We start from the raw sequence: 14,093 nt of genomic DNA, 5'->3' as shown, positions 1-14,093 counted from the left end.
GGGTGTAGCCCCCTGACGGACACCGCATTCCGGCATACGATCTCGACGTTCGTGTGGTCCGCACGCCCTACGTCGGGGGCTCGCGCTACGGTTCCCGCAATACGACACGACCTACGCGCCGCATGTGCAGGAGTGTCCGACGGGCCTATACCGGGGGGGGGTAGACATGGGACTGGATTTCATAGAGCGCTTCTTCAAGCTGACGCTGGATAACGTCTATCGCTTCACATGCAGTCTGCTTTTTCTCATGGCGTGCATCGGGTTTTCCCAGGAGGTCTCCCCGACGGCACAGCTCGCGTCCGTATTGAACTGGCTTGGGGTACCGACCGCTTGGCTCACGGCGGTCGCGGACTGGATCGCTCAGCGGCGGGAGGTCATGGCAATCGTCGCGACACTCGTGCTGATCGTCGCGGTTCTCTTCGCCGCGGCCAATGATGCTCGTAGTCGCTCGGGCTCGACATCGCTTCTGGCGTGCGCACTACTCGTTCAGGTCGAGCTTGGCTGGTGGATCTTCCTCGCCCCGCTGATCGCGGTGGCTTCGCTGGCCCTAGTCACGGGTGGCGGGCTTTTCCTGACGCGCCGCTTCGGCTTGGCCGAACCAGATTGGCCGAAACGCGCCTGGGAACCAGTGGGGAGAGTTGTACTCACGGTGGTTCTTGCCTGCGTCTACGTTCTCTCGCCTCTCGGCTGGCTGATCTCGCAAGAACCGTACAACGTGCGTGGCACGCGCCTGAATCCGCTGTTCATCGAGCAGATTCCGAGGACCGGCCCGTCCGGCGCTGCGATTCGTTGACCCTCCACCAAGATCGACATCGGCAACCACCTACGCATCACTTCGAGCCGTGTGAAGTGCTCCCACCGCGCGGAGTGCGTCGCGAAGTCCCGCCACTCCCGTGAAGTGATGTGTCGGCATCCCTAGACTCTCCGCCCCGGCGAGCTTGCCGACCGAGTCGTCGGTGAAGAAGACCTCATGGGGGGCGAGCTCCATCGCGTCGAGGACATGCTGGAAGGCCCGGGTGTCAAGCTTCGTCCAACCGATCTCTGCCGAGTTGAAGACAGCCTCGAACTTAGGGCCCAGGTTCATCGAAGCGACCTCGGCAGGGATTGTGTCAGTCCCGTTGGTCAGGATGGCGGTGCGAACGCCGCCCGCTCGCAATTCATCGAGGAGGCCGAGCACCTCCTCGTCGACGCGGAAGGGCTGACTGCCCCACGCCTCTGCGGCTGCCGCGTTGCCGAGCTTCACGCCGATCCGCTCAACCCACTCGCGGCGAGAGATGCTGCCGGTCGTCACCTGCTCGAGATGGTGTGGAGCGAAGGCGATGGCCTCGATGGAGCCGGGTTTGAGTTCGTGAGCCCGCTCGATGCTCGCGACGTTCTCGGGGTCGAAGTGACGGACGACGCCATCGAGGTCGAAGAGCACAGCTCGGATGGGAGGCATCGGATCACCATAGTGTCCGCCGATCCGCTCACGACAACTCTCAGATGGACCGAAGTCGCTGAAGCTTCGCCGAAGCGAGGCTATACGCCTCCCGCCCTGACAAGTTCGGCGCGGGGACGCGGATAAGCCCGTAGCCCATTGCGGGTGCCACGAGATCCCTCAGGAGGTCGTTGTACGCGCGCTGGCGCGCTCGCCCGAAAGGACCCGGGAAACCCTTCGCCGTCTTGGAAGCGCGGTACTTATCGGCCATCGAGCTCCACTCTCGACAGAGATCGAGGTACTCGGCCCCGATGTCGCTTGCAGCGCCTAGACCCTTCCGAATGGTCAGTGCTCGGAACGAAGTGAAGTGCTGGACTTCGTCGACCTCAACCATCGTTCCTGACGCCACATAGAAGAGGTCGCTCGGAAGAGTGCGAAGTTGCTTTGATCGTTGTTCTCGCTCGTCGCCCCCGAGTTCTTCGAACACTCGCTGCAACGCGGGCTGAACAGCCGCAGCCTGCGGCGGGAGTTCGAAGTGGCCGTGCGTGTTCAGCCATTCGACCCGCGGCATGCGGACGAGTGCAATTCCGTCAGCACTTGCCATCGCAGATACCGCAGCTTCGACTTCACCGACGGGCATAGCGTTCCTTCCTCGTTCTCACTGCTCGGAGTGAAGCGAAAGGCTCCGACCCGGTTGATCGCGGGGTCGGAGCCTTTTGGCCATAGAGACGAATTACGGCTGAATGAATGCCTCATCAGCGAGGATGCCAGGCTGCACCCGCACGAGGAAGGTCTCCCCGTCCGGCACGAGGAACGCCTGCGATCCGGTCGCCGAAGCGTCGGTGTACAGCTCGTCGAGGCCCATACCGTCCGTAAGCACCACGAGAGCGTCATAGCTGTTGACGACGTTCCCGGTCGAAGTGACGAGGTCGAGCATCACCTCGGCCGCGTAGCTAGAGTCAGCACCCTTGTACGTCACCGTGTAGTTGACGATCACGTAGTGCGAGCCTGCCGGAGCCGGCTCGTTGAACTGGTTCGCCTCGGACACGACCGCGTTTCCGTCGGGGTTCACCGAGTTGACGACGACACTCCAGTCGCTGTTGCTGATCTCCGTCCCCACCGGAGCCGGGTTATCGCGGGAGCCCTGAGCGGCCTCCGCAGGTGCCTCTTCGGCCGGTTCCTCGGCTGCGTCCTCCTCGGGCTGCTCCGACTCGGGCTGGCTGACCGTGGTGTCGCCGCCTCCGAATGCGTCATTCGCCGCGTTCGCGATGACTCCAAGGAACACGACGACACCCACGATAGTTCCGATGATCGAAACGATGAGTCCGACGATGCCGAGCCACTTCTTGTCCCCCTTGAGGAACAAAGAGACGATGCTCAGCACGAAAGCGATCGGCAGCAGGATCCAGCCGACGATGAGCGCGCCGGGGATGCAGGCGAAGATGAAGCCAACGGCCGCGACGATTGCGGACACCAGGGCAAGCACGTTGAGCTTCTTCTTCGTCGGAGGCTCAGCGGAGGCAGGGTCGAGGGTCGCGACGGGAGCCCGAGTCTCGGCCTCGTCGGCGAAGTTCCCCCATTGCTGACCATCCCACCAGCGCTGACGGCCAGAGCCATCGTCGTACCAGCCGGCGGGAGTTTCAGTCGGTGTTGTCATGCGCTCATCCTGGCAGAATGCTGTGAACGATTCGGCTCGCGTTGCAGGTTCGTTACGAGCGAATCGATCGATCCCCTGAACCGTGATTGAACCTAAGGGCAAGCGGCGGAAGCTCGGCCCGTGCGATAGGAATCTCCCGTCCTGGTGAGGCTTGTCGAGCGAATCGGCCAAGATCGAACCATGACCGACCTCCCCTACCTCAGCCGGTTCGCCATGCCGAAGCCCGTGCGCATCACCGGACGCAGTTCGAGCATCACGAACTCGTTCGTGAACGGCGTCATTCCCGTCGTGGTTCCGACGGAGGCCGAAGTGCGGGAAGCCCTGAAGATTCTCGGGATGCTCGAACGCGTGACCTGCTCCTACTGCGGCGACACGAGTACGGAGTGGGATCACCTCCGCCCACTCGTGGAGCGCCAGCGACCCACGGGGTACATCTCTGAGATCCACAATCTTGTGCCCGCGTGCGGGAAGTGCAACCAGAGCAAGGGCAACAAGCATTGGCTCATCTGGATGCGCAGCACCGCTCGGCTATCGCCTACGGCTCGGGGCGTCGCTGACATCGAGGAGCGGATAGCGCGACTGCAGGAATACGAGGACCGCGGCGTTCCTACAAAGATCGACTTCGAAGCGGCGGCTGGCGCCGACCTGTGGGAGAAGCATTGGGCTCACCACAGAAAGCTGCTGGAACTCATGCGCGTCGCCGACGAAGAAGCGCAGGAAATCCGAGTGCGGGTCCGTGCGGCGTATGCCGAGCAGCGCGCTGCCCTCGACTGACGCAGCCATCCCGATCGTTCGCGGCTTGGCCCCAGATGCGCGAACATTGCGCGCCCGGGGCCAATGCGGCGATCGAAGTGCGATCGTTACGGGATGACGATGACCTTGCCCGCGATCGCCCCCTCCGCAGCCTCTGCGTGCAGCGCCGGAAGCTCGGTCAGCGGGATGCGGCGAGTGCCCTCCAGCGTCAGCTCCCCACTGTCGACCAGTGACACGAGCTCCGCAAGCTTCTCCGCATCACTCCGAACGAACACGACCACGGACTTCACACCACGGCCAGCGTCATCCGGCGCCGGCATCCAAGCAGTGGTGCTCACGACGACTCCCCCGTGGCGCACGAGTCGCACCAAGGCGGTGAATTCGCCCAGCTCGATGGGAGCCAGGTTGAGCAGGAGGTCGACCTGCTCGGTGACCGCATCCAGAACGTCGGTCTCGGTGTGGTCAATGATCTCGTCGGCACCCGCCGCACGCACGGCATCCGCGCTCCGCGGGCTGGCCGTCGCGATGACGTACGCACCCGCGCGCTTCGCCAGGGCGATCGCGTACTTGCCGACGACTCCACCGGCGCCGACGATGAGCACTCGCTGCCCTGCCTCAAGGCCGCCGTCATCGAAGAGCGCCTGACGAGCGGTCAGCGCCACCGACGGGAGCCCCGCAGCATCCGCGAGCGGCACGCTGGTCGGAGCTGCGACGAGCGCGTCCGCCGGGGCGATGACGTACTCCGCTGCTCCGCCGTCGGTCGCCATCGGCAGGAAGGCAATGACCGCATCCCCCACAGCGAAGCCGTCGACTCCGTCGCCCAGGTCATCGATCGTTCCTGAGACGTCGTAGCCGGGGATGTGCGGGAGAACCACCGGGATCGGCAGGAAGCCGGCACGCATGCCGTTGTCGGCGGCACTGAAAGCAGATGCTGCGACGCGCAGCCGCACCTGGCCGGCGCCCGGGGTGGGCTGGGTGATCTCCTCGTACTGCAGAACCTCGGGGCCGCCTACTTCGTGGAACCGTACTGCCTTCATGATCTTTCCTCCCATCAAGTACTTCGAATTCGAAGCAATAGGTCGAAGGTAGCACTACTTCGAATTCGAAGCAACACGTATACTGGATCCATGAGCACACGACCCCCACAGCTCTCCCCGACTGAGCTCGCGGCCTACTTCGCCTTCACCGAGGTGAGCAGTCTGCTGCGGCATGCGGTCGAGAAGCAGCTGCGCTACGTCGGCAAGCTCAGCTACGTGCAGTTCCAGCTGCTCGCGCGGCTCGGCGACGCTCCGGATGGTTCGCAGCGGATGACGGATCTTGCGGATGGGGTCGTGTACAGCCGAAGCGGGCTGACATATCAGGCGCAGTCGTTGGAGGAGCGCGGACTCGTCACGCGCGGGCCGTCACCAGAGGATGAACGCAGCACGATCGTCGCGATCACTGACGAAGGGCGGGCGGTGTTGGCGAAGGTGTTCCCGGGGCACATCGAGGCAGTGAAGATGCATCTGTTCGAGTCGCTCAGCGCGGAGGATGTGGAGATGCTCGCGCGGGTAATGACCCAGGTCAGCGGGCACCTGCGGGCGGAGCCGCCTCGCAGTGCTGCGCCGCGAAAGCGAGCAGCCAACGCCGACTGACCGCGAGCCGTGACTCATACGGCAGCAACAGTGCTCAGGGTGGCCTTGGCGCGAAGGTCGGCTGTTCGTTCGCAGACCAGAGCATGAGCAGTCTCAGAGCATCCGACGCTCGCCCGCGTATCTCGCCTTTCTCCGCCTGCACCTTATTCTTTTGCTCGTCGTCTCTTCGGCGGGCTCCTCGGAGTGGCCCCCCACGGCCGCGATTCATCACGATCGCGATCGGACCTTCGACTCGCACACCATCAAGCCACTGCTTACGTAGTGATGCCAGTCGGGTCTTTTTTCTCGATCGCCGCGCGAGTATCGGCCGAGTGTCCGCCGTCAGCTGTAGCTTGGACTCGAGCCGCCAGCAGACCGCCTGCTATCGGCGACCGCAGTATCGAGCTTCTGATCGCCGGGCATCAGGGTGCTCCGACTAACCGTTGAACGCTGAAGGACCCACCGATGACAGACCAGAGGTCCACGTTTCGCTTCATCGATCTGTTCGCCGGCCTCGGCGGTTTCCACGTAGCACTAGACGACCTGGGAGGAGAAGGCGTCTTCGCGGCAGAGTGGGAACCGGGTCTGAACGCTCTGTACGAACACAATTTTGGCGTTGCCCCCTGGTTCGACGTGGCTCAACTAGACGACGAGTTGATCCTCGAACGAGTTCCCGAGCACGATGTACTGACTGCGGGGTTTCCGTGCCAACCATTCTCGAAGTCTGGGAAGCAGCAAGGGTTCGAACACACCGAGCAGGGTCGACTATTCTTCAAGGTGCACGACATCCTCAGGATGAAGCGCCCGCGCCGGTTCATCCTGGAGAACGTCCCGAATATCCTCAGTCACGACGGCGGCAAGACTGCGAGGACGATCCGCGAGAAGCTTGAGGAGCTCGGCTACTCAGTCGACGTCCACCGGCTGTCGCCCCACCAGTTCGGCATCCCCCAGGTGCGAGAACGCGCTTATTTCGTCGGATCGATCGACGGCCTCGACGGGTTCGAGTGGCCCCACGCTCTCGGAGAGCCAACGACGATCAACTCCGCGCTCCATCCGCACGCCGGAACTGGACGCAGTATCCCAGAACAGACGCTTCGCGCGATCGACATGTGGCAGGACTTCTTGCGACGCTCGCCAGACGAGGTAAAGCTACCTTCCTTTCCTATCTGGGCTATGGAGTTTCGTGCAACCTACCCGTACGAGAACACGACGCCACCGCAGGCGTGGGCACACAACCGTCCGCGAGACCTTTACAGCTACGACGGGTCCTTTGGGTTTCCACTCGATGGGTTGACGGGCCGCCAACAGCACGCTCTGATCCCTAGCCACGCACGGAGGGATGGGGACTTCGAGTTCCCCGCCTGGAAGCAGACATTCATCCGGCAGAATCGCGAGTTCTACCGGATGAACCGCTCGTGGATTGAGCCATGGATCATTGAGTGGCAGCCATGGGACTTCCACTCGAGTTTCCAGAAGTTCGAGTGGAATGCGCAAGGCGGAAACCGCGATATCGACGACTACATCCTTCAGGTGCGCGCCTCGGGGATCCGCGTCAAGCGCCCGACCACAGCACCCAGCCTGATTGCGATGACTCATACACAGGTGCCGATCCTTGGTGCAAAGATTTCCGGCACCGCGGCACGGCGATACATGACCCCGCGGGAATGTGCGGAACTCCAAAGCCTGGGTGGCATAGACCTTCCATCGAGTGACCTGGCGGCGTATAAAGCGCTTGGCAACGCCGTGAACGCCCGCGTCGTGCGCGCCATCGCGGAAACATTGCTCGCTGACCTGGCCGTCGAGAAGACCTCGTCTGGGCAGGCGGCGATAGCCTGACAAAAACCTGGCCCCGCGCTGGGCCGAGAAGCGAAAGAGGGGATCGCAATGACGGATCTAACGGACACGAGTGCTGCCACCGACATCAAGGAGGAACCTGGTAACGAGGATCCGCGTGGCCAGTCGCACGATCGAATCGCAGAACTCCTCGCCGAACTCTCTGAAGCAGCGGACTTACCCGACGGTGTTTCGGCAGCCTCGCAGTTCGCCGCCGGCGAGGTCAGTTTCAGTTCTGATGCGTGGATGTCACGTCTTGCTGACGTTCAAGGTTGGCTCCGATTTGATGACGAGTTGTCGGCGACGGACCCAGCCTCGTTCCTCGCGAGCCTGGCTAGCGCCCTCGGATTCGAGAACGCCACGGGGGGCATCGAGATCGTCGATGAGCATGCCCGCCTCACCGAAGTCGCACTCGAGAGACTCAGTGAGCGAGCCGAATTGGCCGCTCGGCTTCAGCAACGTTTTCTTGCGGACCTGGACGCCGAGGGCAGCAGTCAGTCATCCGCCACCGCTACCTGGTCGGAAGCTTGGGAGACCGAGGAGGATGTCGCCGAGGCAGTGACGCCCGAACCAGTGACGGCTCGAGCTGACGTGTGGCCGATCTCGCAACTTACGGGACGAAAACTGAACCTGGTGCCTTCCTATCAGCGCGGCGACGTTTGGCGCACCGGTGATCGACAGGCACTGATTGAGTCGATTCTCCGCGGCATACCGCTGCCTTCGGTGATCCTTCTCCGCACCGGTGCAGCTACTCCGCACGAAGTTGTCGATGGCAAACAGCGCCTCACTGCCATCCTTCGTTTTGTTGGCAAGCACCCCGTCGCACTCGCCAAGGTGGCGGAAGCGGAAGATCTGCACCCGGAAGCCGAACTCAAGACACTCTTCACGAAGGACTACCCAAGTTTTCGAACGACTTGGCGAAACGTGATGGGTTACCCACTTACAGCCAAGCTCGAGGATGAGTTCTATTTCCCGTTTAAGCTGCGCAACGACGCCAAGGGCGGCCTCGTCGGCGCCGACCTGGAACCACTACGCGGAAAGTACTTCACCCAAATCCGAGAAAATATCATCAACGTTGCTGATGAGAGCGTGACAATCAAGGATCTGTTCGAAGCCGTCGTCGCCTACAAGGTGCCGGTCCTGGAGTACACCAAGGCGACCCAGCGACAGATCCACGAAGTCTTCAAGCTTTACAACAAGCAGGGTATGCATCTCAACGCTGAAGAGATCCGCAATGCCGTGTACCACGACGTCGAACTCACTCGAGCGATCCTTGTGGCGGCTGGAGACGCGAGTTCCCGCACCAGCGTTGACGATGTTGCACCGTCTCTGGTCGGTGTACCGGGCGTCGACGCGCTGGGAAAGACTCTTGCAGAATACGGGTTCGGCGAAGCACGCTACCGACGCACAAAGGTGCTCGGCTGGATCTTGTCGGCACTCCTCAATGACACACACGGCAAGCTGCTGCCATCGACGGCCCGCCACACAGACCTGTTACTGAGTCAGGTTCAAGAGCAGGAGACTCACCCGCTTAGGGAGCCAAGCCGCATCGCCGACCTGTTCGAGTGGGTTGCTGAGGCCGGAGACCTGCACGCGGCGCATGAAGAACTGTGGCCGGACAAGTTCCGTGGTGACGGCAGGACTTCCAAGTGGCAAGACTTGCAACTTGTTGGCTCCTTCATTGGAATTGCCATAGCAACGGCTGGTTCGCCGACAGACGTTGAGGACCGCATCGAGGCTCATGCCGATACGATTCGCGAAGCGGCTCTGCACGAGTGGTTTCGCCCCAAGAAGACGCAGACCCGGACCCAGTGGGACTACATTGGCCGAATTGCCCGCGGGGTTGTAGAGATTCTAGATGTAGATATCACAGCGGCGTCGGACGCGATTCGGATCCGATTCGGCTCTTCCGGGGTCGAATCGTTGCTTGGATCAATCCAAGCAAAGACTGAGTGACGGCAGCATGATGGCAGAGGGTTTTGAGCGCATCTATCTTGACGCGCCGCATTCGGTGGATGAATCTTGGTGGAACCGCTACTTGGCAGAACTTGGTCAGCTCACTGAAACTGCTCGCTCAGCATTGCGCGCGGATTGTGGTTACATTCTGGAGCGAGGAATCCTGGGAGCGGGCGGTCCAGACGAAGGCGGCTGGACCGGACAAGTACGCACAGGTCTCGTAATGGGAGCGGTTCAATCCGGGAAGACCGCGTCCATGTTCGGAGTGACCGCAATGGCACTCGATCAGGGCGTAGATGTCGTTGTGGTCCTTGCCGGTACACGATTGTCCTTGTGGCGGCAGACCTACGAGCGGCTGACCGCGCAACTAGACGTCGGCGACGACGTCGCTGCGAAGGCGAACAGCCGACTGCTCGTCCCACCGCCCGGCGTAGCACTTTCGACCGCTCACAACTCGCTTGCGGACACCTATCGAATGCCGTCTGCCCAAGTCAGAAGAAAACTCGTGCGCGGCAAACCACTCATCATCGTCGCGATGAAGCAGACCGATCATCTTTATGCGCTTGGTAACAGTCTGCGAGCCAGCGTCTTCCCGATAGTACGAGACCTGGGCCGGCCGGTACACATGCTTGTTCTTGACGACGAGGCGGATGACGGCTCGATCCTCGACGCCGCAGTGGAGGCCGGGCATGACCAAGTTTGGTCCGGGTACAAGCAAATCCCACGTGCTATCGCAGATCTCTGGGAACCACGATCGGAGGACGCACCCCTCAATCTCTACACGACATATGTCGGCTACACCGCAACGCCGCAGGCCAACCTGCTTCAGGAGGACCATAACCCTCTCGCGCCGCGTGACTTCGTTGCCTCTCTTCGGGCACCGCTCGATGTCGGGTACCCGGTCGACCTTGAGATCAAAGAGCCGCCGCGCTCGTCGACTTACCCGGAACCGACGGGCCTGGATCACTACTACACCGGCGGAGAGGTCTTTTACAATCGGGGCGCTACAGCTGGCCTGTGCGTGCCCGTGATCGGAGACCCCGATCAGGATTTAGGCGAGTCCATCAGATCGTTCCTCGTCGCGGGCGCAATCAGGCTGGCATGGAGCAGTGACAAGACGGGGCCATTCTCCCTCAGCGACAAGCGGTTCGATAGCGCGGCGGCCGCGCAGGCTTCTTCGCCCGCCCCGCACTCTATGTTGTTTCACCCGGCCTCGGATATCGAAGAACACTTTAAGAGTGCTGAAGATGTGCTGACCTGGGCGGGTCTGCATGACCGCGATGCCGCACGCGAGCAAATTGAATCTGGGGACGCACGCCTACCAGCCGCTCTCCTCGAAAGAATGGCACGCGAGGAACCACTCTGGGAAGCCTGGGTCGAACGCTACCGCCTCTCGTCCGTCGAGCTCAGCGCAGAGTTCAACGTGATCGCGCCGAGGCCCCTCCCTGACTGGGCCAGGATCAGGCACCTACTGACAACCGAGGTCATCCCTGGCACCAGGGTTTCCGTAGTCAACAGCGATCCGCGCGCGGACGATCGGCCCGAGTACCTCCCGTCATACGACGAAGAAGCAGGTAATTGGCGCCCGGCGCGTGACCTGTCAACAATTTTCGTTTCCGGTAATGTCATGGCCCGTGGCCTGACACTGGAAGGGTTGACGACGGTGCTATTTATGCGTAACGCGAGCCTTCCCTTCGCCGACACGCAAATGCAGATGCAGCGGTGGTTTGGTTACCGCGGGAATCATATCGAACTATGTCGGTTGTTCGCACATCAGCAACAACTTGACCTGTTTCGCAATTATCACGACATAGATGAAGCCATTCGAGTCGCGATCTCGCACTCGATGCAGGGCGAGGCGCCCTCTCCAGTGATGCTTCATGGGCTTCAGTTCCTTGCCACTGGCAAGATCGCCAACCTCGGTCGCACACCTCTGTGTCCGAGTTCGAAACCGTTTGTGACCGTAATCAACGACGGCAACACACCAGATGCCAATATTCAACTCGTCGCCGACCTCTTTGCGTCTAATGTGTCTGCAGACGTTACCGCAGGAGGACGGAAGCGCGGACGAGCGCTCGACAAAACACTTTCCCTCACGGAAACCGCCGAGTTGCTGCAGGGACTGACGTACGACTCATACAAGCCAGGAACCCAGAGCCGATTTGCAGAACTCTGGTCTCAGGTGCAGGCGCGCGTTTCAGCCGTGCATCCGCTGCCAGATGATTCATCACTGTATCGCGCGCCGGGCCCGCTACCGGGAGGAGACCCGTCTGCCGCGAAGACTGAGTGCCCGTATGCGATCGCGGCCTATTTCCGCCTTTGGGACGCCTGCCTCACTAGGCATGTTCGAGGTCTTTTCGTAACGGGGTCCCCGTCGGACCTCTGGTCAATGTCAGACCTCGGCCAAAAGCAGGCGCATCAGCCCAGGTTCTCGGTGGGAATCCGCTTCGGCGGCGGAGTTCCTGTAACGTCCGGACCTCTGAGTAAACTCGACTTCGATATCTCCGCGACAAGTAAGCGGGTTGGAGCGCACGGCGAACTCGGGACGGAGTGGGGATCTAACGATCCGACTGCGGGCCCCCTCGGGTACAGGGGAGACGAGTTTTTCGACTTTTACCACCGCGGGGAGAGAGTTCCGCTGTTGACCAGCGGGAGCCCCTGGCGCCCGGAAGGCAATCTCGGACAAGTCCTTTTTTATATCAACCAGTTCCCGGACCAACCCCACCCTGTCGTTGCCGTCGGAGTGTGCATACCCGCTGGTGGCCCCGAGCAGTTCGCCGCCACGCGCGCCTCCTCTCTCATCGCGGTCTGAATAGGAGTTTCCCCGATGGCAAGTTACGAAGATACGCTGCAGTTGATTGCGGGCGCTCCCCGCGCTGCAGACCCGGGAATACGAGATGTGCGATGGGTGACAGCGGCGAACGTTGTCGGAGTAGCGCGAGACTCTGAAGGGCGTGTGGAAGTGTTTCTCAGAGGCCCTGAGTTAGAGCCGTCATCCAGCGTGGTCCGAGACGCGATAGAGTTTCGAGTCGTACACCGCGACAGCCATTCATCATTTCAAGCCAACCGCCTGCTTATGCCGGCACTCGGGCACTTCGACCAGGTAGCAGCGTTCGTGTGTACCGAACTTCTTCGCAACGACGCCGATACGGCACTCGCTCCTGCGTTCAAAGATGCTGAGCCCATCATCGAACTCGCGATCGAACGGCTCCGACTATCTGAGCAGGCGATCGTTGGCTTAGCAGGGGAACTCCTGCTTATCGATGCCCTATGCCGTCGCGCCCATATTTCTCAAGTCGCTGACGTCATCGCTGGGTGGGACGGTTGGAGAAGGTCGTCTCGCGACCTAGCGATCGGCGCCACGGGCATCGAGGTAAAAACCACGACTGGACCCGGGTCCTCGCACTTCATCGAAGGTGTCCATCAGGTCGAGATAGACGTAGCCGGGGTGGGTCCCGGAACGGAGGAGCGTCTTCTCCTGGTCAGTATCGGCCTGCACCCCAGCTCTGAAGGCGGCAATACGTTCACGATCCCGCAACTGGTGGACCGGGTTATTGGTCGCATGGAGGTCGCTGGTGTACCAGATAGCGAAATTCAAAGTTTCCTTTTTCGCCTCTCGGAATATGGCGGCGGTCCGCACGGGTACGACCATGTCACTCAGGCCTCGGATCCGACCTACACGACTCCCTTCCTCACCTCCTTCGTCCGGAGCTACGACATGACAGATACCGCCATCCAGGTGCTTCGAAGGCACGATGTCGCCGAACATGCTCACGTTGACGTGAGTTCTGTGAGATATCGCGTCGATCTTCCAGTGACCCTAGGCGCGGGAAATCCTGTTGCCGGCGCTAATCAGGTTGCCGACGCTATCTTCGGATAGAGGCTGATTACGGGACCGATCGCCTAAATCCATCCCTAGTGCCTGCGGAGTGCCGCCCCGTACCTCGTCATAAACGGACGGCAACATGCAACATAGGGTTTATCTGTCGTTACTCACGTGAGGCACTAAAGTAGTCAAAGCGGATCTGTAGGCGGTTCGGATCAGGACGATCAACGATTCTACGAGGCACCTCCAATATACAGCCCGCTATCTCTTGCAGACCGAACCTCAACATTAGGCCGCCCTCTTCGTTGCGGACGTCTTGGCGGACGTGTACGCGGTAGCCAGGGTCTATCCCGATCAGACCACAGTCGTACGCAGCATGGTGGAGTTTGCAAAGTGCGAGTCCATTGGCGACGTCGGTTGTGCTGTCCTCCCAACCGTCGGGGGTGATGTGCGCCGCATCCAGCAGTTCTGCGTGTGCGAGCCCACAGACCGCGCAACGAGCCTTATAGGCACGTAACACTCGACTACGGAAGCTCTTCTGATGGAGCCGAACCTGCACTACCCGCTCGGCGTATCGTCGCTGACGTTCAGCAAACTGAAGGGGATCCCCTAGGAGTCTGAGCGACTCATCCAGCACTATTTCGACGTACCCTCGCTTGGGATCGTCCCGGGCGATATATACAGGATAGTGAGGGATGTACAGCGAAGTTCGGACTTCTTCAAAAAGTACGAGCGGAACCCCGCTTGCCGCGGCTGTTCGCAACTTGATATTCCGCCCTCCGACGAGTGGCCGATTTGGTAGGCGCTCGTAAGAGTACTTCTGCACGGCGCCGCCAAGTTGGTCCGCGTAGGGACCATCCAAAGTTTTCGTAATAGACAGTGTTGAATCGAAGCCCTTTGGATTCCAGATACCGTTTTGCCGATCCATCAATGAGATCGCTTGATCACGGAATTTGTATGCGGAGTTGAGGAAACCACGACGAAACTCGTACCCCCCGAGGGTGACCTCTTGATCCTCGAGCCACGAAAATATGTCTC

General features: G+C 61.0%; 12 protein-coding genes. 7 read left to right on the top strand and 5 right to left on the bottom strand.

Annotation, left to right across the window (positions count from 1 at the left end; all coding sequences use genetic code 11):
* The first annotated feature begins 166 nt into the window (after positions 1-166).
* A complete protein-coding gene (locus QRN21_RS08615; RefSeq protein ID WP_285363683.1) occupies positions 167-793 on the top strand; it encodes a hypothetical protein in 627 nt (208 codons plus the stop codon).
* Positions 794-823: 30 nt separating this feature from the next.
* Here QRN21_RS08615 and QRN21_RS08610 read toward each other — a convergent pair whose 3' ends face one another.
* The 3 genes from QRN21_RS08610 to QRN21_RS08600 all read right to left on the bottom strand — a co-directional run bounded on the left by QRN21_RS08610 (position 824) and on the right by QRN21_RS08600 (position 3,074).
* A complete protein-coding gene (locus QRN21_RS08610; RefSeq protein ID WP_285363682.1) occupies positions 824-1,438 on the bottom strand; it encodes an HAD family hydrolase in 615 nt (204 codons plus the stop codon).
* Between the two features lie 40 nt (positions 1,439-1,478).
* Positions 1,479-2,057 (bottom strand): DUF7255 family protein, encoded by a 579-nt coding sequence (locus QRN21_RS08605; protein WP_285363681.1) that lies wholly within the window; start codon positions 2,055-2,057, stop codon positions 1,479-1,481.
* Between the two features lie 93 nt (positions 2,058-2,150).
* A complete protein-coding gene (locus QRN21_RS08600; protein WP_285363680.1) occupies positions 2,151-3,074 on the bottom strand; it encodes a DUF2510 domain-containing protein in 924 nt (307 codons plus the stop codon).
* 180 nt (positions 3,075-3,254) lie between these two features.
* Here QRN21_RS08600 and QRN21_RS08595 point away from each other — a divergent pair, with 180 nt between their 5' ends.
* The gene (locus QRN21_RS08595) at positions 3,255-3,848 is read left to right on the top strand and encodes an HNH endonuclease signature motif containing protein (protein WP_285363679.1); all 594 of its coding nucleotides are present in this window, start codon (positions 3,255-3,257) and stop codon (positions 3,846-3,848) included.
* 86 nt (positions 3,849-3,934) lie between these two features.
* Here the strand turns inward: QRN21_RS08595 and QRN21_RS08590 are convergent, their stop codons facing one another.
* Complete coding sequence (locus tag QRN21_RS08590; RefSeq protein ID WP_285363678.1) at positions 3,935-4,864, bottom strand: NADP-dependent oxidoreductase; 930 nt, start codon at positions 4,862-4,864, stop codon at positions 3,935-3,937.
* A gap of 90 nt (positions 4,865-4,954) precedes the next feature.
* Here QRN21_RS08590 and QRN21_RS08585 point away from each other — a divergent pair, with 90 nt between their 5' ends.
* The 5 genes from QRN21_RS08585 (at position 4,955) to QRN21_RS08565 (ending at position 13,109) form a co-directional block, all read left to right on the top strand.
* Entirely contained in the window at positions 4,955-5,461 is a 507-nt protein-coding gene (locus QRN21_RS08585; RefSeq protein ID WP_285363676.1) for a MarR family winged helix-turn-helix transcriptional regulator, read from the top strand.
* Positions 5,462-5,905: 444 nt separating this feature from the next.
* A complete protein-coding gene (locus QRN21_RS08580) occupies positions 5,906-7,276 on the top strand; it encodes a DNA cytosine methyltransferase (protein ID WP_285363675.1) in 1,371 nt (456 codons plus the stop codon).
* A 48-nt stretch (positions 7,277-7,324) separates the two neighbouring features.
* A complete protein-coding gene (locus QRN21_RS08575; protein WP_285363674.1) occupies positions 7,325-9,229 on the top strand; it encodes a GmrSD restriction endonuclease domain-containing protein in 1,905 nt (634 codons plus the stop codon).
* Positions 9,201-12,041, top strand: a complete 2,841-nt coding sequence (locus QRN21_RS08570; RefSeq protein ID WP_285363673.1) for a Z1 domain-containing protein — start codon at positions 9,201-9,203, stop codon at positions 12,039-12,041. The genes QRN21_RS08575 and QRN21_RS08570 overlap by 29 nt, the downstream gene beginning before the upstream one ends.
* A gap of 15 nt (positions 12,042-12,056) precedes the next feature.
* Positions 12,057-13,109 (top strand): PD-(D/E)XK motif protein, encoded by a 1,053-nt coding sequence (locus QRN21_RS08565; RefSeq protein WP_285363672.1) that lies wholly within the window; start codon positions 12,057-12,059, stop codon positions 13,107-13,109.
* 109 nt (positions 13,110-13,218) lie between these two features.
* Here the strand turns inward: QRN21_RS08565 and QRN21_RS18015 are convergent, their stop codons facing one another.
* Complete coding sequence (locus tag QRN21_RS18015) at positions 13,219-13,983, bottom strand: HNH endonuclease (protein ID WP_350223952.1); 765 nt, start codon at positions 13,981-13,983, stop codon at positions 13,219-13,221.
* Positions 13,984-14,093 lie beyond the last annotated feature (110 nt).

It is taken from the genome of Microbacterium sp. LMC-P-041 (genome assembly GCF_030209555.1).
GTDB lineage: Bacteria > Actinomycetota > Actinomycetes > Actinomycetales > Microbacteriaceae > Microbacterium.
Note: the sequence above shows the minus strand (reverse complement) of the source record. Positions and strands in the feature narration are given on the sequence as shown.

Excerpts from the sequence above, each read along its gene's own strand:
- QRN21_RS08615 (WP_285363683.1), top strand. The coding sequence starts at position 167 with ATGGGACTGGATTTCATAGAGCGCTTCTTCAAGCTGACGCTGGATAAC.
- QRN21_RS08610 (WP_285363682.1), bottom strand. The coding sequence starts at position 1,438 with ATGCCTCCCATCCGAGCTGTGCTCTTCGACCTCGATGGCGTCGTCCGT.
- QRN21_RS08605 (WP_285363681.1), bottom strand. The coding sequence starts at position 2,057 with ATGCCCGTCGGTGAAGTCGAAGCTGCGGTATCTGCGATGGCAAGTGCT.
- QRN21_RS08600 (WP_285363680.1), bottom strand. The coding sequence starts at position 3,074 with ATGACAACACCGACTGAAACTCCCGCCGGCTGGTACGACGATGGCTCT.
- QRN21_RS08595 (WP_285363679.1), top strand. The coding sequence starts at position 3,255 with ATGACCGACCTCCCCTACCTCAGCCGGTTCGCCATGCCGAAGCCCGTG.
- QRN21_RS08590 (WP_285363678.1), bottom strand. The coding sequence starts at position 4,864 with ATGAAGGCAGTACGGTTCCACGAAGTAGGCGGCCCCGAGGTTCTGCAG.
- QRN21_RS08585 (WP_285363676.1), top strand. The coding sequence starts at position 4,955 with ATGAGCACACGACCCCCACAGCTCTCCCCGACTGAGCTCGCGGCCTAC.
- QRN21_RS08580 (WP_285363675.1), top strand. The coding sequence starts at position 5,906 with ATGACAGACCAGAGGTCCACGTTTCGCTTCATCGATCTGTTCGCCGGC.
- QRN21_RS08575 (WP_285363674.1), top strand. The coding sequence starts at position 7,325 with ATGACGGATCTAACGGACACGAGTGCTGCCACCGACATCAAGGAGGAA.
- QRN21_RS08565 (WP_285363672.1), top strand. The coding sequence starts at position 12,057 with ATGGCAAGTTACGAAGATACGCTGCAGTTGATTGCGGGCGCTCCCCGC.
- QRN21_RS18015 (WP_350223952.1), bottom strand. The coding sequence starts at position 13,983 with ATGGATCGGCAAAACGGTATCTGGAATCCAAAGGGCTTCGATTCAACA.